Source organism: Bradyrhizobium sp. AZCC 2230, assembly GCF_036924495.1.
GTDB classification, from domain to species: Bacteria; Pseudomonadota; Alphaproteobacteria; order Rhizobiales; family Xanthobacteraceae; genus Bradyrhizobium; species Bradyrhizobium rifense.
In genome coordinates this window covers 7,836,584-7,855,367 of record NZ_JAZHRS010000001.1, presented here as the reverse complement: position 1 = coordinate 7,855,367, position 18,784 = coordinate 7,836,584, and the positions used below count along the sequence as shown (strand labels likewise).

At 64.0% G+C, this 18,784-nt stretch carries 21 protein-coding genes; 11 read left to right on the top strand and 10 right to left on the bottom strand.

All coding sequences use genetic code 11. From position 1 onward, the window contains the following. The first annotated feature begins 34 nt into the window (after positions 1-34). The 3 genes from V1280_RS37495 to V1280_RS37485 all read left to right on the top strand — a co-directional run bounded on the left by V1280_RS37495 (position 35) and on the right by V1280_RS37485 (position 2,232). A complete protein-coding gene (locus tag V1280_RS37495) occupies positions 35-295 on the top strand; it encodes a hypothetical protein (protein WP_334538663.1) in 261 nt (86 codons plus the stop codon). Between the two features lie 228 nt (positions 296-523). After that, complete coding sequence (locus V1280_RS37490) at positions 524-1,255, top strand: 4'-phosphopantetheinyl transferase family protein (RefSeq protein WP_334535637.1); 732 nt, start codon at positions 524-526, stop codon at positions 1,253-1,255. After that, on the top strand, positions 1,252-2,232 hold the full coding sequence (locus V1280_RS37485; protein WP_334535636.1) for an LLM class flavin-dependent oxidoreductase: 981 nt from the start codon (positions 1,252-1,254) through the stop codon (positions 2,230-2,232). The genes V1280_RS37490 and V1280_RS37485 overlap by 4 nt, the downstream gene beginning before the upstream one ends. A gap of 125 nt (positions 2,233-2,357) precedes the next feature. On the opposite strand, the gene V1280_RS37480 is transcribed toward V1280_RS37485, so the two are convergent. The 3 genes from V1280_RS37480 to V1280_RS37470 all read right to left on the bottom strand — a co-directional run bounded on the left by V1280_RS37480 (position 2,358) and on the right by V1280_RS37470 (position 6,450). Beyond that, positions 2,358-3,383, bottom strand: a complete 1,026-nt coding sequence (locus V1280_RS37480) for a histone deacetylase family protein (RefSeq protein ID WP_334535635.1) — start codon at positions 3,381-3,383, stop codon at positions 2,358-2,360. A gap of 129 nt (positions 3,384-3,512) precedes the next feature. Continuing rightward, entirely contained in the window at positions 3,513-4,454 is a 942-nt protein-coding gene (locus tag V1280_RS37475) for an SMP-30/gluconolactonase/LRE family protein (protein WP_334535634.1), read from the bottom strand. Then, complete coding sequence (locus V1280_RS37470) at positions 4,411-6,450, bottom strand: PQQ-dependent sugar dehydrogenase (protein ID WP_334535633.1); 2,040 nt, start codon at positions 6,448-6,450, stop codon at positions 4,411-4,413. Before V1280_RS37470 ends, V1280_RS37475 begins: the two co-directional genes overlap by 44 nt. 243 nt (positions 6,451-6,693) lie before the next feature. Between V1280_RS37470 and V1280_RS37465 the strand changes: the two genes are divergently transcribed. Both V1280_RS37465 and V1280_RS37460 read left to right on the top strand, forming a co-directional pair. After that, the gene (locus V1280_RS37465) at positions 6,694-6,927 is read left to right on the top strand and encodes a DUF6894 family protein (RefSeq protein ID WP_334535632.1); all 234 of its coding nucleotides are present in this window, start codon (positions 6,694-6,696) and stop codon (positions 6,925-6,927) included. Positions 6,928-6,936: 9 nt separating this feature from the next. After that, positions 6,937-7,113: a hypothetical protein gene (locus V1280_RS37460; protein WP_334535631.1), complete on the top strand. Its 177-nt coding sequence runs from the start codon at positions 6,937-6,939 to the stop codon at positions 7,111-7,113. A 21-nt stretch (positions 7,114-7,134) separates the two neighbouring features. On the opposite strand, the gene V1280_RS37455 is transcribed toward V1280_RS37460, so the two are convergent. Next, complete coding sequence (locus tag V1280_RS37455; RefSeq protein ID WP_334535630.1) at positions 7,135-7,908, bottom strand: enoyl-CoA hydratase-related protein; 774 nt, start codon at positions 7,906-7,908, stop codon at positions 7,135-7,137. Between the two features lie 117 nt (positions 7,909-8,025). Here V1280_RS37455 and V1280_RS37450 point away from each other — a divergent pair, with 117 nt between their 5' ends. Continuing rightward, a complete protein-coding gene (locus V1280_RS37450; RefSeq protein WP_334535629.1) occupies positions 8,026-9,615 on the top strand; it encodes a gamma-glutamyltransferase family protein in 1,590 nt (529 codons plus the stop codon). Here the strand turns inward: V1280_RS37450 and V1280_RS37445 are convergent. From V1280_RS37445 to V1280_RS37430, 4 genes are read right to left on the bottom strand one after another with little or no spacing between them, the layout of a single operon-like run. Next, the gene (locus tag V1280_RS37445) at positions 9,612-10,895 is read right to left on the bottom strand and encodes an NAD(P)/FAD-dependent oxidoreductase (RefSeq protein ID WP_442895186.1); all 1,284 of its coding nucleotides are present in this window, start codon (positions 10,893-10,895) and stop codon (positions 9,612-9,614) included. The two genes, V1280_RS37450 and V1280_RS37445, sit on opposite strands and share 4 nt — an antisense overlap. A gap of 13 nt (positions 10,896-10,908) precedes the next feature. Further along, on the bottom strand, positions 10,909-11,640 hold the full coding sequence (locus V1280_RS37440) for an amino acid ABC transporter ATP-binding protein (RefSeq protein WP_334535628.1): 732 nt from the start codon (positions 11,638-11,640) through the stop codon (positions 10,909-10,911). After that, complete coding sequence (locus tag V1280_RS37435) at positions 11,637-12,290, bottom strand: amino acid ABC transporter permease (protein WP_234685746.1); 654 nt, start codon at positions 12,288-12,290, stop codon at positions 11,637-11,639. The genes V1280_RS37440 and V1280_RS37435 overlap by 4 nt, the downstream gene beginning before the upstream one ends. A gap of 24 nt (positions 12,291-12,314) precedes the next feature. Continuing rightward, the gene (locus V1280_RS37430) at positions 12,315-13,073 is read right to left on the bottom strand and encodes an ABC transporter substrate-binding protein (RefSeq protein ID WP_334535627.1); all 759 of its coding nucleotides are present in this window, start codon (positions 13,071-13,073) and stop codon (positions 12,315-12,317) included. Between the two features lie 180 nt (positions 13,074-13,253). Here V1280_RS37430 and V1280_RS37425 point away from each other — a divergent pair, with 180 nt between their 5' ends. Further along, entirely contained in the window at positions 13,254-13,904 is a 651-nt protein-coding gene (locus V1280_RS37425; protein ID WP_334535626.1) for a helix-turn-helix domain-containing protein, read from the top strand. A gap of 112 nt (positions 13,905-14,016) precedes the next feature. Here V1280_RS37425 and V1280_RS37420 read toward each other — a convergent pair whose 3' ends face one another. Together V1280_RS37420 and V1280_RS37415 are read right to left on the bottom strand one after the other, a co-directional pair. Then, positions 14,017-15,282 (bottom strand): D-amino acid dehydrogenase, encoded by a 1,266-nt coding sequence (locus V1280_RS37420; protein ID WP_334535625.1) that lies wholly within the window; start codon positions 15,280-15,282, stop codon positions 14,017-14,019. Positions 15,283-15,352: 70 nt separating this feature from the next. Beyond that, positions 15,353-16,705, bottom strand: coding sequence for an aspartate aminotransferase family protein (locus V1280_RS37415; RefSeq protein WP_334535624.1), 1,353 nt, complete (start codon positions 16,703-16,705; stop codon positions 15,353-15,355). Between the two features lie 124 nt (positions 16,706-16,829). On the opposite strand from V1280_RS37415, the gene V1280_RS37410 reads away from it, so the two are divergent. From V1280_RS37410 to V1280_RS37395, 4 genes are all read left to right on the top strand, one after another. Next, positions 16,830-17,378, top strand: coding sequence for a cupin domain-containing protein (locus tag V1280_RS37410; RefSeq protein WP_334535623.1), 549 nt, complete (start codon positions 16,830-16,832; stop codon positions 17,376-17,378). Positions 17,379-17,518: 140 nt separating this feature from the next. Next, complete coding sequence (locus tag V1280_RS37405; protein ID WP_334535622.1) at positions 17,519-17,671, top strand: hypothetical protein; 153 nt, start codon at positions 17,519-17,521, stop codon at positions 17,669-17,671. 102 nt (positions 17,672-17,773) lie between these two features. Further along, entirely contained in the window at positions 17,774-18,187 is a 414-nt protein-coding gene (locus tag V1280_RS37400; RefSeq protein WP_334535621.1) for a caspase family protein, read from the top strand. Continuing rightward, positions 18,150-18,782, top strand: a complete 633-nt coding sequence (locus V1280_RS37395) for a tetratricopeptide repeat protein (protein ID WP_334535620.1) — start codon at positions 18,150-18,152, stop codon at positions 18,780-18,782. Before V1280_RS37400 ends, V1280_RS37395 begins: the two co-directional genes overlap by 38 nt. Positions 18,783-18,784: the final 2 nt, after the last annotated feature.

The following is an 18,784-nucleotide window of genomic DNA, read 5'->3' as shown; positions in this document are numbered from 1 at the left end:
CGGGCGAACAGGAGTTCGCTCGCCAAAGCTGTGAATGATCAAGTTGCATCTTGATTCTTTGGCGCTTGCCGCGCAAGATTATTCTCGTGTTTTGATTTGGACGATTATTTTCAACCGGGGGAGTGTCATTATGGGTTTCATCAAATTTACCAAGGGTACCTCGCTGAGCGACAAGGACCGCAAGGCCCTGCAAAAGCTTCTCTCCGACGAGAAGAAGAAGCTTCAGGCCGCTCTGAAGGACGTCGACGCCAGCCTTTCGATGCTGGGCGGCAAAAAGGCCAAGAAGAAAAAGTAAGACTCGTCGGCCGGGACGCCGCACGAATCTTCAATTTCATTTCCAAATTTAGGCCGCTCGCCTGTCGAGTTGGGGTCTCGCACAAGCTTGCGCCTGTAAACCGGCCAGCAATCGACAAGAATTTGCCTGGGTGGGCCGCTAGAAGCGGCCTGCTCGGTTGCTTCCTGCTCGGTTGATTCTTCGGTCAGGGTCGGATTTGGCCTCCGCCTGACGCTATGGGCCCAATTGATGGCAAACGACGAAATTGAACTGTTTGTCGGACTGATCGAGAGCATTGACACGCCGGGCGCGGTCGAGGCGTGCCGGCGTCTGCTCTCGGTCGACGAACGAATCCGCGCAGACCGCTTCATGTTCGAGCGGCATCAGCGGCAATATATCTTCGCGCACGCGATGTTGCGCATGGCGCTCTCGCACGCGGCCCCCGAGGTCGAACCGACCGATTGGTCGTTTTCGACCGGCCGCTACGGGCGACCCTTTGTCGCGTTGCCCTCGACTTCGACGGCACTGCATTTCAGCCTGTCCCATGCCGACGGCTGCGTCGCATGCGTCGTGTCGAAGCACGAGACCGTCGGCGTCGACGTCGAAACGGTGTCGCGGCGCGTCGCGCCGCTCTCCACCGCGCTTCGCTTCTTCGCGCCGGAAGAGGTCGAAACGCTCCGCACATTGCCGGAGCCGGCCGCGATCGAGCGCTTCTTCGACTATTGGACGCTGAAGGAGGCCTATCTGAAAGCCAGAGGTTTCGGGCTCAATTTGCCGCTCGACGCATTCGCGATGCAGGTGTCGCGGGAGGCGATCGAGATCAGCTTCAAGCCCGATATCTCCGACGATCCCGCAGGCTGGCGATTCTCGCTGTGCTCGCCCTCGCCCTCGCATCGCCTCGCGATCGCCGACGGCTCCCGCGCGGCCGGCGGACTTCGCATCACCCGCAACGCCTGGCCGCTCCAGGAAGCGGCGGAATGAGTCCGGCGCGGCTGCGCGTCTTTCCCGCGATCTCGCGCAACCGCGATCCCAAAAAATATGTCGGCGAGCTGATGCGGGTTGCGGAGTTCGCCGACCGCAACGGCTTCGAAGGCATCCTGCTGTTCGAAGGCAATGACGTGTTCGTCGAGCCCTGGGCGATGGCTCAGCACATCCTGGCGGCGACGACGCGAAGCTCGCCGCTGATTGCGGTCAATCCGGTCTACATGCACCCGTTCACGGCGGCAAAATTCGTGTCGTCCTTTGCGCAGCTCTACGGCCGCAAGATCTATCTCAACATGATCGCGGGGACCGCGATCAGCGACTTGCAGGGGCTGGGCGACGACAAATCGCATGCCGACCGCTACGTCCGCCTTGGCGAGTTCGTCGCGATCGTGCGCCAATTGCTTTCGAGTTCACGACCAGTGAATGTCGAAGGCCAATTCTATCGCACCAGCAATCTGCAACTGCGGCCGCGCCTGCCGGCCGAGCTGATGCCGGAATTTTTGATCGCAGGCCAGTCGGAGGCGGCGCAGCGCATCGCAGAGGAGACCGGCTGCATCAAGATGCAGATGCTGCCGCCCGATCTCGATCGCGGCCTCAACGCGCCCGGAATGAATTTTGGCATCTTCGCGCGCGAGAGCAGCGAGGAGGCGCGGCAGGCGGCGAAGGTTCGCTTCCGCGACAACCCTGATGACCGCGAGCTGCTCGCGCTGACGGTCGAGAATTCAGATTCCGTCTGGAAGCGACGGCTGTACGAAGGCCAGAGCGGCGAGCTCCAGGACAACGGCTATTGGCTGCTGCCGTACCTGACCTTCCAGGCCGATTGCCCCTATCTCGTCGGCAGCTATGCCGAGATCGGCGCGAAGCTGAAGGAATTTACCGCGAAGGGCCTGACCACGATCATGCTCGACATGGTCGCGGACGAGACCGAGATGCAGCACGTCTGCAAGGCGCTCAAGGCGAGCGGGATGTTCTAGCCACCGAAGACGCGGACCTTGTCATCCGGTCGTCATTGCGAGCGCAGCGAAGCAATCCAGAGTCCCTCCGCGGAAAGATTCTGGATTGCTTCGCTTCGCTCGCAATGACGGAGAATGACGGCGCCTCACCGCGCCTCTTCGAACCCTGCCAGCACCGAAGTCAGGTTCGCACCCAAAATATCCGAGAGATAGCCGCCCTCCTGCACGAACACGGTCGGCAGACGCATCTTCGCGATGGCCTGGCCGATGCGGCGGAAGCCGGGCGTGGTGACGGCGAGGCCCTTCAACGGATCGTGCTCGGAGGCATCGAGGCCGAGTGCGATCACGAGCGCGCCGGGCGCGAAGGATTCGATCGCCTTGCGCGCGACATCCATCGCCTGGATGTAGCCGTCATCGCCCGTGCCGATCGCCAGTGGAATGTTGAGATTGGTGCCGAGGCCGGGGCCCTCGCCGCGCTCATGCGCATAGCCCCATACATAGGGATAATACGCGACCGGGTCGGCGTGGATCGAGATCGTGTAAACGTCCGGCCGCGCGTAGAAGATGCCCTGCGTGCCGTTGCCGTGGTGGACATCGACATCGAGCACCACGACGCGCTCGTGCTTGAGCCGCAGATGTGCCGCGGCAATCGCGCTGTTGTTGAGGAAGCAGAAGCCGCCGGCCATGTCGCGATAGGCGTGATGACCGGGCGGACGGCAGAGCGCGTAGGTCGCATCTTCACCGTCCATCACCATCTGCGCGGCCGTGACCGCAACATCTGTCGCCGCGCAGGCCGCGGCCCAGGTGCCTGGGCCGATCGGCGCGGCGGTATCGGCAGTGTGCCAGCCGAGCTTGCCGACGATATGCGTCGGATAACTTGCGGCATGGCGCACGGGATGGATGTTGCCGATCATCTCCGGACCGGAATCGCCGAGCGCCGTCCAGGCGTCCCAGGCTTCGCTCAGGAACGACAGATATTCCGGGCTGTGGATGCGTGCGCGGGGGCCCTGGCCGAATGTCGTCGGCTCGACCAGTTGATGCTTGCCGTCCTTCACGCCCTTGAGCAGGCGGTCTGCGCGCTCAGGCTGCTCGGTGGTACGCTTGACCACGCCGCGGACCAGGAAGAATTGCGGATCGTGGCTGCGGTGCAGTTCGGTATGGACGGCTTTCACTCAACACTCCGTGGTCGCTTCTTGACGATGCCACAGATGTCTAAATGCCTGCGGTGGCCAGATGCAAGCAAGAAGAATGCCGCCTTCGCGCCGCGGCCCCGCGTCAAGAGCAGAGCGCCTTTGACGAACCTAGCAGCGTCCGCGCTGGAGACAGTGCTCGCGGCCCTGCTGGTCGGTGCGAAAGGATTCGATAAAGCCACCCTGACGCTGGGTAACGAAGACAGTCTTGCCGTCGCTGCCGCCGAAAGCGAGATTGGTTGGCTCTTTGCCCTTCAGCGCGATCTCGCGCTCGACCGCGCCATTGGGCTTCATCAGCGCGATCGTCCCCTTGAGTATACGCGCGACGTAGAGACGGCCGCTGATATCGGTGCGCAGGCCGTCGATGGTGTCGGGCTGGAATGCCTTGACGAGCTTTGCGTCGGTGAGCTCATTGCCGTGGATCGCGTAGGACCAGACCTGGCCATTGTTGGACTCACCGACATAGAGCGTGTTGCCGTCGGGGCTGAGATCGATGCCGTTGGTGGTGCCCATCGCGCGTGGCGCCGACATGATCTGACCCTGCACCGTACCATCGGCGGCTTTCGCAATGCGCCAGATGTGGCCTTCCCGGCCCTTCCAGTTCGGATCGCTCGCATAGATCGTGCCGTCGCGGGCGATGGTGATGTCGTTGGGCTGGTTCATCTCGTCGGAGTGAAACCAGACACCGGGCTCGGAGCTACCCTTGGGGATCGCAAAAATGTTGTGCTTCTTGTAGTCGGCGATGAACATCGTGCCGTTGCGATCGAAGCGGATGGCGTTGCCGACGCTGCCCTCGGGAAGCGCCGTGAAGGCCTCCGACGCCGTACCGCCTGCGGGCAATCGGCCGATGGTGCCGGGCTTGCCGAAATTGACGACGAAGAGGTTGCCGTCGAGATCGGCGGCGGGCCCTTCGATGCCGAAGGTGTATTCGCTGGCGGGCGTAATCTGCACGCTTTCGAACAGTTTTGTTTCGGCTGCCGCCAGCGGCGTCGCGACGACGAGCAGGATGCTACTGCACAGGCACCAAAAATTCCTGCCGGATGAAATAGCCATCGTCGTCGCTGCACTCGCCATTCAAATATGGATCGGCCGGCCGGAAGAAGCGGCTGAAGCCCGGTTTGTCTACAGCGTTCCTTTGTGTCACGACAACGACCTTGGCGACCGGTATTTCGCCGCATTCCTTGTTCGCCTTGCCATAGAACTTGCGCTGCGGCAGGCCGAGCTTGATGCGCATCCGCGTTCCCGGAACCATCCTGGCGACGAGCAGATCCGCAGTCGTGAGCAGAGCCGCATAACCGGGCTCGGTCTTCGGCAGGCTCTCGCCGCCCGGCGGCATCAGCTTCTCCGCGTCAATGCCGCGCAGCCGCGTGCGCAGCTTGCCGGACTGCGGATCGCCTGGATAGATCCAGCCATCCTGCGACAGCATGAAACGGAGCACGGTCGCGTCCTTGTCGGCATCCGACTGCCCCGCCTTGATACCGAAATCGGAGTGACAGCCGACGCAGTGCTTTTCGACGAGGTTTTTGCGCAGCGTGGTGAGCCGGATCTTGTTTTGCGCATCCTTGGCGACGAAGGCGGCAAGCTGGTCGATCAGCGCCTGGCTGCGCGTGTCGCACGGCAGCGGCGGCGGTGGATCGCCGGCGGCCCGATCGATGCGGATGATCGTCTGGTTCTTGTCCTCGACCAGCCAGATAGCACCGTCCTCTGCGACCGTCATGCCGACCGGCGCGCCTTGCGGCCGCGCACCGTTGACGCGGTGCCAGCCGGCGATCAGCTCCTCGAACTGCGCGGCGGCGACATCTCCGGCGTCGGTCTGAAAATTGTGGGTCGGATCGGCTGCACAACTGACGTGGTAGCGGACTGGCGCCGGCGCGGGTTTTGGGAAACCGTGGTCGTCGACTTCGTAGATGACGACGCGGCTGCCGGTCGGGCGATAACCGTGCAGGCCGACCAGCAGCTTGCCTTCGAGCTCCGGAAATTTGGCGCCGTGATAATACAGCATCGCGAGCGGCGCACCGTGGGGCGGCAGCAGCGAGAACGGCTGCTTGTAAAGCGCATTCGCCGTGCAAAGCGATTTATAGATTCCGGATTGCAGCACGAGCTTGAACTCGGGACTCGGCGTCGACAGGTCAAAACAATAGGGCCAGCCGTAATGCCTGCCCTGCTCGATCGCGTTGATCTCCTCGTTCGGCTTGAAGATATCGGGCAGATCGCGGCCGTTCTCGGCTTGCAGGAAGGCGTAGCCGGCATCGGGAAAATTCGGGTGCAGTGCCAATGCCATCGAGTTACGCAAACCCCGCGCGAAAACCGTGTGCGGCGGATCGGGATCGTTCGGCTTCAAGGCCGGAAAGATCCCGCCTGACGGCGGCGTGAATAGCCAGATCGCGGCCATGGCCGAGGCGCCCTCGGCCGCCGCGCAAGGCTTTGTGATCGGCGCCGGCGTGACGCAATCGTCGCTGTGGGCGCCGACATTGACGAACAGCCGGCCGTTCCTGTCGAAGACGAACTGTTTGAGCGGATGCGCGCTCTCGTCGAGCTTCGTCCCGTCCGGCAGCGTGATGCGGCGGCCCGGCATGTGACGAATGATGGTCTCGACCGTGCCGCGCGGATTGTCCGCGAGCGGATCGAAGCGGAAGATGGTCTCGGCGGTCGAAGCGTAGAGCTTCTTGTCCGGACCGATCACGAGTCCGAACGGATATTCGACCCCAGTCAGCAGCTCCTTGAACCGCTGGCCGCTGGCGGCGTGGGGGTCGAGCAGCAGCAGGCGTCCATCGGTATGGCCCCAGCCTCCCATGTCGGCGACCACGAACAGGTCGTGCCCGGGCACTTGGATGATCGACCGCGGAAATTTCAGATGATCCTCTTCGCTGGCGACGAGGCCCGCGCAAAAGCCGGCCTTCATGTCGATCTGGACCTTGGGAAAGGCGAGATCGCCGCTGCCGCAGCTCTCCGTTCGTACCGCGTAGCCGCTTTTCCTCACGGGATCGGACGCGGCCAGTGAGCCAAAGCCGAGCAGGAGCGCCGCGAAGGCAACGACACCTACGCACAAGCTTCGGCATCCAACCTGAAATGTGAGCTGATTCACAGCGGTCTCCCCAGCTTTCGGCCGAAGGTTGTTCCATGCTCGCCAGGCGCCGTCCAGTTGAACATCACCCGCCTGTGATCAAACCCGCAAGGTGCGTGGTGCCGACCAATCTCCGTAGATTCCCTTACCGGGCTCGGCCCGAATATTTTTCCCATCTTTCGGATGGTATCGATATGCCGTCCAAATCGCTTTCCAGAGGAGGCGCGTATGGTTCAGATGTATTTCCACTGCTCGAATGCCGAAGGCACGCTGATCGATCACTACGGCACGGCAGTCGCCAACCTGACCGAAGCGCGCGACCGCGCCGCCCAGATCATGCGCTCGATGATCGAGACGCCCGGCGCCGAGGATTGGCGCGATTGGGTGATCCATATCAGTGACGATGACGGCGAGGAGATCTTCGATCTCCCCTTCACCGCCATGCTCGGCAAGCCGCATTGAGGTGATGCCATGCTGTTCGCTTCCTTGACCCTGTTCCGCCAGCCCTTCACCTTCGTCGCCACCAAATGGCAGAAGCTGGTGCGGATTGCAGGCAACCCCTACCGTCCCGAGCTCCACTACATGCGCGGCCCTGGCCCGAAATGGCACGCCAAATATCAGGCCAGCCGGCTGAACCGCGGGCTGTGAGCGTAGCCCGCTCCTTCTCCCCTACTTCCCCGTAAATTTCGCCTTGCGCTTCTCGACGAAGGCCTTGCGGCCTTCGATCGCATCGGCGCTTGTGCGGATCGTGGCTTGAAGCTCGATCTCGCGGCGGAACTGCGCCCCGTAGCTCGCATGCTCGCTCTCCTCGATCAGCGCACGGGTCGCGACCAGGGCGCGGGTCGGGCCATCGGCGAGACGGCGCGCCAAGGTCAACGCCTCCTCCATCAGCCGCTCATCGTCGACCACCTGCCGCACCAGGCCGATCTCCTGGGCACGCTCGGCCGTGAGCGGCTCGTTCAACAGCATCAGCTCGAGCGCACGCTGCCGGCCGACCAGCCGCGGCAGCAGCCAGGTCGAGCCGAGGTCAGGCACCAGCGCGATGCGGCTGAACACCTGGATGAAGCTCGCCGACCGCGCCGCAACAATGATGTCACCGGCCATCGCGAGGCTGAAACCGCCGCCGGCCGCGACACCGTTGACGGCAACGACGACAGGCACGCGGCATTCGCGCAACGCCTTGAAGGCCGGCCAGTAGAAGCGCATCACGCCGGCTGCGAGGTCCTCGCCCAACGCTCCGGCTGCCTTCAAATTCTGTCCTGAGCAAAAACCACGCCCCGCGCCGGTGAGGACCAGCGCACGGACATCCTCATCCGCACTCATCTCGGCGACGGCGGCAGCGAGCGCGCCGAGCAGGTCCGGCGTCATTGCGTTGAGGCTTGCCGGCTCGTCGAGCGTCAAAATCCCGACGGCGCCATCCCGCGCCTGTTTCACACCTGCCATGCCGCGTCTCCCTTTCGATGTCCACGTTGCCGGCAATGTGCCATTCTTCGCGCGCTCCGCCAATTGCGGAGCTTTGACGTCAGCGCAACGAAGCCAGACAGAGTTCAAGACGACATCATGCCTCATCAGTTCAGCCTCAACCAAACCGTCCGCAAACCCGCCGTCACATCCAAGGGCGGCATTGTCGCCTCACAATCGCGGCGGGCGGCCGAGGTGGGAGCGCAGGTGCTGGCAGCGGGCGGCGATTGCGTCGACGCGATCGTGGCGACCACCTTTGCACTGAACGTTCTGGAGCCCTGGAACAGCGGCATCGGCGGCGGCGGCGCGATGGTGCTCTACCGCGCCAAGGAAAATCGCTACGAGGTGATCGACTACGGCATGTGCGCGCCGCAGAGCATCCGCGCTTCCGATTATCCCATCACCGGAGACCGCACCGCCTCCGACCTGTTTCCGTGGCCGCGTGTCAAGGACGACCGCAACGTTCACGGTCCCGGCGCGATCGCCGTGCCAGGTGTCGTCGCCGGCATGGAGGAGGCGCATCGCCGACACGCGAGGATGCCGTGGAAGGACCTGGTCGAGCCGGCCGCGAAGATCGCCGGCGAAGGCCTGCTGGTCGACTGGTGGACCGAGCTGACGATCGCGGGCTCGGCGGCAGATCTTCGGCGCTATCCCGCGAGCGCGGCAATGTTTTTGAAGGACGGCCTGCCTCCGAGCCCGCCCTGGAGCATCGAGGCCGAGATCCGGCTGCCGCAGCACAATCTGAAGGCGACGCTTTTGCACCTCGCCGCGGCCGGGCCGCGCGATTTCTATCAGGGCGATCTCGCCAAGAGCATCGCGTCCGACATCAGGGCCGATGGCGGCTCGCTGTCGGTCGAGGATCTCGCCGCGTTCCGCAGCCATCTGCGCGAGCCGCTGGCGATCCCCTATCGCGGCGGCAAGGTATATGCCACGCCCGAGCTCACCGCCGGGCCGACCATGGCGCACGCGCTGCGCCTGTTGCAGCAGAACCTGAAGCCGGCAGGCACGCCGGATGCGGCCGCCTATGCCGAATATGCCGTTGCCCTGCAAGCGGCCTATCGCGAGCGGCTCAAGGACATGGGCGATGCCGACGGCAAGCGCTCGCTCGGCGCCGAATATCTGGCGCCGGCCTGCACCACGCATTTCTCCGTGGTCGACCGGGACGGCAATATCGCAGCGGTGACGCAGACGCTGCTCTCGTCCTTTGGCTCGAAATATGTGACGCCGCACACCGGCATTCCCATGAACAACGGCATCATGTGGTTCGATCCGACCCCGGGCACCACCAACTCGCTCGCGCCCGGCAAGCGCTGCCTGACCAACTACACGCCTGTTATCGCCGAGACCAGGGATGGCAAGCGCCTCGCGGTCGGTGCCTCCGGCGGCCGCCGCATCCTGCCTTCGGTGATGCAACTCGTGTCCTTTGCGATGGATTTCGACATGGACCTCGATGCCGCCATCCATCAGCCCCGCATCGATTGCAGTGAAGGCGCGATCGTGCTCGGCGACACGCGGCTGCCGACGGACGCACGCAAGGCGCTTGCCGCACGCTTCGACTACAAGGAAGCGCCGGTGCAGACCCTGCCGATGAAGTTCGCCTGCCCGAGCGTGGTAATGCGCGACGGCGACATCAACTCCGGCGCGGTCGAGATCTTCCAGCCCTGGGCCGACGCGGTCGCGGAGGGCTAGATCCCCAGCCGGTCGCGGACACGGCCGGTGATCACGGCAGTCGTCACCCCGACCGGCCAGAACGCGTGCATCGGGATCGGATTGATGCCAGTGACGGGCATGTCGATCTCGGCCTTGGCGCCGCCGATCAGCCGGCGTGCGAGCTGCGCGCCCATCGCTGTCGAGAGCGCGACGCCGCGGCCGTTGCAGCCGAGCGAGATCAGGACGCTCTCCGCGGGCTCGTGCACGTGCGGATAATGGTCCTTGGTGATGGCGAGCCGGCTGTTCCAGCCATGGGTCCAGGCGACGCCCTCGAGCTGCGGCCACAGCCGTTCGGCGTAGCGAATGAGATAGGCGACGTCGTTCGGTGAGTTGATCCAGCGCATTGGGCCGCGACCGCCCATCAGCAGCCGGTTGTTCTGATCGATGCGGTAATAGACGGTGATGTGGCCGCTTTCGTAGAGGACCGGACGCGTCGGCATGGTCGCGCGCGCGACCTCGTCGGAGAGCGGCGCGGTGGCGGCGATCGAGGAGAATACCGGGACGATGGTGCGGCGAAGCGCTGGCCAGAGATCGTCAGTGAAACCATTGGTGGCGAGCAACACCTTGTCGGCATGCACGACCGCGCGCGGCGTCTCGATGCGCCAGCGGCTGCCGTCGCGCCGGAGCGACAGCGCCGGCGTCTCGCCATGAACTTTCGCGCCGGCGGAGATCGCGGCGCGCGCGAGGCCGCGGGCGTAGCTGAGCGGATGCACGTCGCCGCCGCGGGTATCCAGCATAGCGCCGATGTAGCGATCGGTGCCAGTCATCTCGCGCAACTGCTCGCGGTTCAGATACGACACCGGCATACCGCGGCGGATGCATTGCTGCGCGGTCTTTTCGATCGCGGCGGCGCTGGCCTCGTTATAGGCCGCGCGCAGCGTGCCGTTCTGCCGCGCCTCGCAGGGGATCTGGTAGCGGCGGATCAGATCGTGGGTGAAATTCGTCGTGCCGTAGGAGAACTCGATCATACGGCGGCCGAGTTCGGCGCCGAAATCGGCCTCGATCTGATCGGGATCGTGCTTCAGGCCCGGATTGGTGTGGCCGCCATTGTTGCCCGACGCGCCCCAGCCCGGCTCCTGCGCTTCCAGCACCAGCGCCTCGACCCCCCGCTCCGCCAGATGCAGCGCCGTGGAGAGGCCGGTATAGCCACCGCCGACGATCGCGACGGAGACGGTCTTGTCGGTGTCGAGCGGCGGTGTGGCCACCGGCGCAACGGCGGTGTCGGCATAGAGCGAGGGCGGCAGGGGCAGGCGCGTCATTATAAGAGTCCGGTCAGAGCGGATGCAGCACGCGGCGCAAAAAGTCCTGGGTGCGCGGATGCTGGGGTTGGTTGAGCAAAGCCTTGGCCGGCCCCTGCTCGACGATGATTCCGCCATCGATGAACAGCACGCGATCGGCAACGTCGCGGGCAAAGCCCATCTCGTGGGTGACGACGACCATGGTCATGCCGTCGTCAGCGAGCTTGCGCATCACGCCGAGCACGTCGCCGACGAGCTCGGGATCGAGCGCCGAGGTCGGCTCGTCGAACAGGATGGCCTTGGGCTGCATGGCGAGCGCACGCGCAATCGCGACGCGCTGCTGCTGGCCGCCGGAGAGCTGCGGCGGATGCGCGTCGGCTTTTTCAGCGAGGCCCACCTGGGCAAGCAGCGCGCGGCCGCGCTCGAGCACCTGGGCACGCGGCTCCTTCTTCACGAAGAGCGGTCCCTCGACGACGTTCTCCAGCACCGTGCGATGCGGGAACAGGTTGAAGCGCTGGAACACCATCGAGACCTGGGTGCGGACTTTCACGATGGAGGATGCATCGCGGTCGACCTTCAGGCCCTCGACGCTGATCTCGCCGCGGTCGTAGCTTTCAAGCCCGTTGATACAACGGAGGATCGTCGACTTGCCCGAACCTGAGGGGCCGATGATGCAGACCACCTCGCCCTTTTCGACGTTCGCGGTGATGCCCTTGAGCACCTCGTTCTCGCCAAAGCTCTTGTGAACGTCGTTGAGCTCGATCATTTCTTGCCCGCCCGCTTCTCGAAGTGGCGGACCAGCAGGATCAGCGGGATGCTCATGGTGAGGTACATCAGCGCCACCATCGTGAACACGTTGGTGTTCTTGAACGTCGAGGACGCGATCAGCTTGCCCTGAAGGGCAAGCTCGGCGACCGTGATGGTAGACGCCTGCGAGGAATCCTTCAGCATCATGATCATGACGTTGCCGTAGGGCGGCAGCACGATGCGCACGGCCTGCGGCAGCACCACGCGGCGCATGGTGAGCCACCAGCCCATGCCGATCGACTGCGCCGCTTCGATCTGGCCTTTGTCGATCGCCTCGATGCCGGCGCGGAAGTTTTCGGCCTGATAGGCCGAATAGGCGATGCCGAGCCCGAGGATCGCGGCCTGCAAAGCGCTGAGCGTGACGCCGAGATCGGGCATCACGAAATAGAGGTAGAACAGCAGCACGATGATCGGGATGCCGCGGATCACGTTGATCAGGCTGGCGCTGAGCATCGACAGCACCTTGATGCCGGAGACCCGCATCATCGCCCAGATCAGGCCGAGCACCGTCGAGAGCAGCAGCGAGCCGATGGTGACGATGATCGTCAGCGCGACGCCGCTCATCAGGATCGGGAAGAACTCGGCGGCGTCGTGCCAGAAGCCTTTCATCGGGCAGCCTTCAATGAGCCTCTATCAGCCCTGTGCCTTCTGGCCCCATTTTTCGAGGATCTTGTCGATGGTGCCGTTGGCTTTCAGCTTCGCTAGCGACGCGTTGATCTTGCCGAGCAGCGCACTCTCGCCCTTGCGCACGCCGATGCCGACTGAGCCGACGGTGACGGGCTTGTAGCCGTCGACGAGCCGCACCTCAGGGAAGCCGCCCTGCTTAAGATTATAGGCCAGGATCGGATAATCGGCGTAGCCGGCCTTGAGGCGGCCGGTGTTCACGTCGCGCAGGATATCGGGGATGGTGTCGTAGGCCTTGACGTCGGCGAACAGGCCGGACTTCTTCAACGCATCGACGAAGGCGGTGCCGACCTGTGCGCCGACCGTCTCGCCCTTCAGATCGTCCTGCGTGGCATAAGTCTTGGTGTCGGTCTTCGGCACGACCAGACCTTCGCCATAGGTGTAGATCGGATCGGAGAAATCGACGACCTCCTTGCGCGGCGCGGTGATGAACATCGCGGCCGCGATGATGTCGATCTTGCTGGAGGTCAGCGACGGGATCAGCGCCGAGAACGACATCGGCTCGATCTGCACGCTGAGGCCTGCGTCCTTGCCGATCTCCGTGACGAGATCGACCATGATGCCCTGGATGGTGTTTGTCTTGGTGTCGAGGAAGGTGAAGGGAATGCCGGTCGGCGTCGAGCCGACCTTCAGCACCTGCTGCGCCGAAGCCGGCACGATTGCGGCCAGTGCGAATGCCCCAACCGCGGCCTGGACAAAACGCTTCATCGCATTCCCCTTTGGGTCTGGCCGATGCGGCGCCCGCAAATGTCGTCATCGCAGACGTTGCGGGCCGAGCCGTTTCGGCCTATTTTCACCAATATGAAAATTTGGTCACACTTTCGCGAATGACGCAAGCGGTTTTCATGCACATGAAGGAAGCGGTTTGACGTGAGCGGTGGCAAAAGAATGCGCAAACCGGCCGCCGCAAAGCCGGCCAGGAAGGCCCGCAGCGGCAAGAAGGTGACCCCGAAGCCGACGGAGCCTGCCATGGACGTCGCGGTCGGCCGCCGCATCCGCGATCTCCGGCGCGTCAGGCAATTCTCGCTCGAGGCGGTTGCCGCGCGCACGGATCTGTCGATCGGCTTCCTCAGCCAGATCGAGCGCGGCCTGTCGTCGCCGTCGCTACGCGTGCTGGCCACGCTCGCCGACGTGCTCGGCGTCGGCATCGCTGCGTTGTTCGGCGCAAGCCCGAGCGCCGACGGCGCATCCGATCAGATCGTCACGCGCGGATCGCAACGGCCTGAGCTCAAACTCTGGCGTACCGGCGTCTCAAAACAATTGCTCAGCCCCGCGAGCGCCGACAACAAGCTCAATCTGTTCCTGGTGCATCTGGAGCCCGGCGGCTCCACGGGCGACGAACTCTACACCCATGACGGCGAGGAGGCCGGCCTGGTGCTCGAAGGCGAGATGATGCTGACGGTCGACAGCGAGATATGGTCGCTGAAGACAGGCGACAGCTTTCGGTTCGCGAGCCGAAGGCCGCACCGGTTTTCCAATCCAGCGCAGGATGCGAAGGCTGTGGTGCTGTGGGTGAATTGTGTGACGGCGGCGGGGTGAATTCTTTGCTTCCGTCATTGCGAGCGCAGCGAAGCAATCCAGAAATGCGGCCGCGGAGACAGTCTGGATTGCTTCGTCGCTTCGCTCCTCGCAATGACGAGGGGATAGAGTCTTAGCCAAACCGGTGTTCGTATCGATCTACCGTCAGCGCACTCACATCCACATCCGGCTTCTTGCCCGACAGCATGTCCGCGAGCACGCGGCCGGAACCGCAGGACATGGTCCAGCCGAGCGTGCCGTGACCGGTGTTGAGGTGAAGGTTGGCGTATTGCGTCGGGCCGATCACGGGCGGGCCGTCCGGCGTCATCGGGCGCAGGCCGCTCCAGAACGTGGCCTTGGAGAGATCGCCGCCGCGCGGGAACAGATCGGTCAGGGAGTGATCGAGCGTGGCGCGGCGGGCATCATAAAGCTTGGTCGAGAAGCCCGAGATCTCGGCGGTGCCGCCGACGCGGATACGATTGCCGAGGCGGGTGATCGCGACCTTATAGCTCTCGTCCATCACGGTCGATTCCGGCGCGCCGGAGGCATCCTTGATCGGAACCGTGATCGAATAGCCCTTTACCGGATAGACCGGCAGCGAAATGCCAAGCGGCGCGACGAGCCGCGACGACCAGCTTCCAAGCGCGAGAACATAAGCGTCCGCCTGCAACATCCCGGCGCTGGTCGCGACACCGCTGACGCGCGTGCCATCGGTGACGATGCGGTCGATGCCGGTATTGAACATGAAGCGCACGCCGAGCGCTTCGGCATGTTTGGCCAGCGCCTGCGTGAACATGTGGCAGTCGCCGGTCTCGTCCTGTGGCAGACGAAGCCCGCCGGCGAACTTTTCCTTGACGCCTGCAAGCGCCGGCTCGACCGCGATGCAGCCCTCGCGGCTCAGCGTCTCGTAAGGCACGCCGTACTGCTTGAGCACCGCAACGTCTTCGCCGGTGCCGTCGAGCTGTGCCTGGTAGCGAAACAGCTGGAGCGTGCCCTGCGAGCGCTCGTCATATTGAATGCCGATGTCGCGTCGCAGATCGCGCAGGCAATCGCGACTGTATTCCGCGATCGGGATCATCCGGCTCTTGTTGACCGCATAGCGTGCGCTGGTGCAGTTGCGCAGCATCTTGAGCAGCCAGACCCACATCACGGGGTCGAGCTTCGGCCGGATCACCAGCGGGCCGTGCTTCATCAGCAGCCACTTAACCGCCTTCACCGGCACGCCGGGGCCGGCCCATGGCGAGGAGTAGCCGGGCGACACTTCGCCGGCATTGGCAAAAGAGGTCTCCAGCGCCGGTTCGGGCTGACGGTCGACGACCGTCACCTCGTGGCCGGCACGGGCGAGGTAGTATGCGGAGGTGACACCGATGACACCGCTGCCGAGGATCAAAACTTTCACGCTTGGTCAAACTCCCGCGGCATCACGCTCGCCGCTGCAAGGAAACAACTCGCAACGGCGAGAGCAATTATCAGGCCACCCGCCTGATGGCGTCGCCCAGGATCGACACGATGTCGTCGATGTGGCTCTTCTCGACGATGAGCGGCGGCGACAGTGCGAAGCTATCGCCGCTCATGCGGAAATACAGACCGCGATTGAAGCAGTCGACCATGACGTCATAGCCGCGCGCTCCGACCGCGCCGTCACGCGACGACAATTCGACCGCGCCCATCAGGCCGCAATTGCGGATATCGACGACGTTGGGCAGGCCCTTCAGCGAATGCAGCGCATCGCGCCAGTATTCCGCGATCGACGCACCGCGCGTGAGCAGGCCCTCGTCCTTGTAGATGTCGAGCGTCGCGATACCCGCGGCACAGGCAGTCGGATGCGCGGAATAGGTGTAGCCGTGGAACAGCTCCATCTGGTTCTCCGGACCGACCATCATGCCGTCGTGAATCTTGCGGCTGGCGAACACCGCGCCGCAGGGAATGGTGCCGTTGGTGATGCCCTTGGCCGTCGTCATCAGGTCCGGCGTGACGCCGAAGAAGTCGGCGGCGAACGGCGTGCCGAGGCGACCGAAGCCGGTGATGACCTCGTCGAAGATCAGGAGGATGCCGTGCTTGTCGCAGATCGCGCGCAAGCGCTGCAGATAGCCCTTCGGCGGCGGCAGCACCGCGGTCGAACCCGGCACCGGCTCGACGATGACGGCGGCGATGGTCTCGGCGCCATGCAAGGCCACCAGACGCTCGAGATCGTCGGCAAGCTCGGCGCCATGCTCGGGCTGGTCCTTGGCGAAGGCGTTGCGGCCGAGATCGTGGGTATGGCGAATATGATCGACGCCCGGCAGCAGCGTGGCGAAGGCGCGGCGGTTCGCAACCATGCCGCCGACCGAGGTGCCGCCGAAGCCGACGCCGTGATAGCCGCGCTCGCGGCCGATCAGGCGGGTGCGGCTCGCCTGGCCGTTGGCGCGATGATAGGCGAGCGCGATCTTCAGCGCGGTGTCGACCGATTCAGAGCCGGAATTGGTGAAGAAGACGCGGTCGAGGCCCTTCGGCGCGATCTCGGCGAGACGCTCGGCGAAGTCGAACGCCAGCGGATGGCCCATCTGGAACGACGGCGCGAAATCCAGCGTCATCAGCTGCCGCTCGACCGCAGCCGCAATCTGCTTGCGGCCGTGACCGGCATTGACGCACCAGAGGCCGGCGGACCCGTCGATCACCTTGCGGCCGTCGACGGTGGTGTAATGCATGCCCTCGGCCGAGGAGAACAGGCGCGGCGCCTTCTTGAACTGACGGTTGGCCGTGAACGGCATCCAGAACGAGTCGGTCTTGATAGTGTTCGGAATCTGATGAAGGGTCACGGGCCACGCTCCTTTGCTGACCATATAGCAGAGGCACGGCTTCCGAAGCGCAACAAGTCCTTTTCTGACGACCTGCAAGCCATTGATTTCACTGGGGCTGCCGGTCCATATTTGCGCGATCCGCAACACTTGCAACAGGGATTTGGGCATGAGCGTCGACATCGGTGGACGGCTGCGATTCATCCGGGCGCGCCAGAAGTTGTCGCAGCGGGAACTCGCCAAGCGCTCCGGCGTCACCAATTCGACGATTTCGCTGATCGAATCCAACCAGATGAACCCGTCGGTCGGCGCGCTCAAGCGCATCCTGGACGGCATCCCGATGGGGCTCGCCGAGTTCTTTGCGCTGGAGCCGGAGACGCGGCGCAAGATCTTTTATCGCTCGGAGGAGCTAACCGAGGTCGGCAAGAAGCCGATCTCCTATCGCCAGATCGGCGACAATCTGTTCGGCCGCAGCTTGCAGATCTTGAAAGAGCGCTACGAGCCCGGCAGCGACACCGGGCGCGTGCATCTCGTTCATGACGGCGAGGAAGGCGGCATCGTGATTTCAGGAAAGCTCGAAGTCACCGTCGAGGACGAGCGCCGCATTCTCAATCCAGGCGATGCCTATTATTTCGAGAGTCGCCGCCCGCATCGCTTCCGCTGCGTCGGCGGCAAGCCGTGCGAAGTGATCTCGGCCTGCACGCCGCCGACGTTTTAAAGCGCGGCAAGTTCATCCGGGGTCTTACGGAGTGCCCCGGTGTCTTACGGAGCTTGAGGCATCTCAATTTCCGCGCGTCAGTCCTCTATATGTTGCGAGCCGTAGCCGAGCAGCTGAGCTGCTTCGTAACAGAGCTCGCGATGAGAACCACCCTCGCCAATGCTGAAGCCGCGCTCGATGAAGTTCAGCGCGATACACGAAAGCTCCATTCACGGGAGCTGCGCGAGGTTATCGAAAAATACATCGAAGAGCTGCGAGAGCAGATCAGGGCTCTCCGCCGGATGATGAACTGATCCGGCCGCCAAGGTGGACACGACGCCGAGCGATCTGCTGAACCGGGACGTCGCAACGAGCGACCAAGATCCAGGACGTCCTGTTTCGCGGAGTGCATCACCATGGCGAGCCGCCTTGGCTTGACGGCGCGCCTGATTGGCGCGGTGCTGCTGGCCTGCGTCGCCACCGCTGCGCACGCCGAGAAGCGCGTTGCGCTGGTGTTCGGCAATTCCGCCTACCAGACGGTTGCCAAGCTGCCCAATTCAGCGGCCGACGCCCGACTGATGTCGGATACGCTGCGCTCGCTCGGCTTCTTCGTGGTCGGCGGCGGCGCGCAAATCGATCTCGACAAGGCGGGCTTCGACCGTGCATTGCAAGCTTTCAGCCAGGAACTGATCGGCGCGGACGTGGCGCTGTTCTATTTCGCCGGCCACGGCGTCGAAACGCACGGCCTGAATTATATCGTGCCCGTCGACGCCCATCCGGCGGACGAGGGCGATGCCGGGAGTCGCGTTCGAACAGATCAAGGCGGCTGAAGCGACCGCCGCCTGCAATGACGCCATGCAACGCTACCCGGAAGTCGCACGGTTCGCCTACCAGGCCGGCCGAGCCGTCCCGGAAGCGCTTCGTTTGTACGAGAAGGCTGCGGCCGCGGGCTATCCGACGGCGATGCATAACATCGGCGTGCTTTACGCGACCGGCGAAGGCGTCAAGAAGGACAACGCCGAGGCCATGCGTTGGTACAAGAAGGCATCGGACGCTGGCGATCCCCTCGGGATGCTGGAGCTTGGCTGGCTCTATGCCTTCGGAGAGGGCAACGCCAGGAATTGCCCAGAGGCAGTCAGACTCAACGAGGCCGCGGTCACGGCTGGCGTCGGGGCCGCGATGAACAATCTCGGCCTGCTCTATGTGCGGGGCCGCTGTGTCGAGCGCGATTATGCAGAGGCGCGCCGGCTGTTCGAACAGGGGGCTGCGCTGAACGACGACGCCGCCCTGAACAGCTTTGGTTCGACGTACAACGAGGCCCAGGGCGTGCCGCGCGACACGCGGCTCGCCCGGGAATTGTTTGAGAGGTCAGGCGCGTTAGGCTATGCGCTCGCCAAGCAGAATCTGCGCGACATGGGCCGCTAGCC

Excerpts from the sequence above, each read along its gene's own strand:
- V1280_RS37495 (WP_334538663.1), top strand. The coding sequence starts at position 35 with ATGATCAAGTTGCATCTTGATTCTTTGGCGCTTGCCGCGCAAGATTAT.
- V1280_RS37490 (WP_334535637.1), top strand. The coding sequence starts at position 524 with ATGGCAAACGACGAAATTGAACTGTTTGTCGGACTGATCGAGAGCATT.
- V1280_RS37485 (WP_334535636.1), top strand. The coding sequence starts at position 1,252 with ATGAGTCCGGCGCGGCTGCGCGTCTTTCCCGCGATCTCGCGCAACCGC.
- V1280_RS37475 (WP_334535634.1), bottom strand. The coding sequence starts at position 4,454 with ATGGCTATTTCATCCGGCAGGAATTTTTGGTGCCTGTGCAGTAGCATC.
- V1280_RS37465 (WP_334535632.1), top strand. The coding sequence starts at position 6,694 with ATGGTTCAGATGTATTTCCACTGCTCGAATGCCGAAGGCACGCTGATC.
- V1280_RS37460 (WP_334535631.1), top strand. The coding sequence starts at position 6,937 with ATGCTGTTCGCTTCCTTGACCCTGTTCCGCCAGCCCTTCACCTTCGTC.
- V1280_RS37455 (WP_334535630.1), bottom strand. The coding sequence starts at position 7,908 with ATGGCAGGTGTGAAACAGGCGCGGGATGGCGCCGTCGGGATTTTGACG.
- V1280_RS37450 (WP_334535629.1), top strand. The coding sequence starts at position 8,026 with ATGCCTCATCAGTTCAGCCTCAACCAAACCGTCCGCAAACCCGCCGTC.
- V1280_RS37445 (WP_442895186.1), bottom strand. The coding sequence starts at position 10,895 with ATGACGCGCCTGCCCCTGCCGCCCTCGCTCTATGCCGACACCGCCGTT.
- V1280_RS37440 (WP_334535628.1), bottom strand. The coding sequence starts at position 11,640 with ATGATCGAGCTCAACGACGTTCACAAGAGCTTTGGCGAGAACGAGGTG.
- V1280_RS37435 (WP_234685746.1), bottom strand. The coding sequence starts at position 12,290 with ATGAAAGGCTTCTGGCACGACGCCGCCGAGTTCTTCCCGATCCTGATG.
- V1280_RS37430 (WP_334535627.1), bottom strand. The coding sequence starts at position 13,073 with ATGAAGCGTTTTGTCCAGGCCGCGGTTGGGGCATTCGCACTGGCCGCA.
- V1280_RS37425 (WP_334535626.1), top strand. The coding sequence starts at position 13,254 with ATGCGCAAACCGGCCGCCGCAAAGCCGGCCAGGAAGGCCCGCAGCGGC.
- V1280_RS37415 (WP_334535624.1), bottom strand. The coding sequence starts at position 16,705 with ATGGTCAGCAAAGGAGCGTGGCCCGTGACCCTTCATCAGATTCCGAAC.
- V1280_RS37410 (WP_334535623.1), top strand. The coding sequence starts at position 16,830 with ATGAGCGTCGACATCGGTGGACGGCTGCGATTCATCCGGGCGCGCCAG.
- V1280_RS37405 (WP_334535622.1), top strand. The coding sequence starts at position 17,519 with ATGAGAACCACCCTCGCCAATGCTGAAGCCGCGCTCGATGAAGTTCAG.
- V1280_RS37400 (WP_334535621.1), top strand. The coding sequence starts at position 17,774 with ATGGCGAGCCGCCTTGGCTTGACGGCGCGCCTGATTGGCGCGGTGCTG.
- V1280_RS37395 (WP_334535620.1), top strand. The coding sequence starts at position 18,150 with ATGCCGGGAGTCGCGTTCGAACAGATCAAGGCGGCTGAAGCGACCGCC.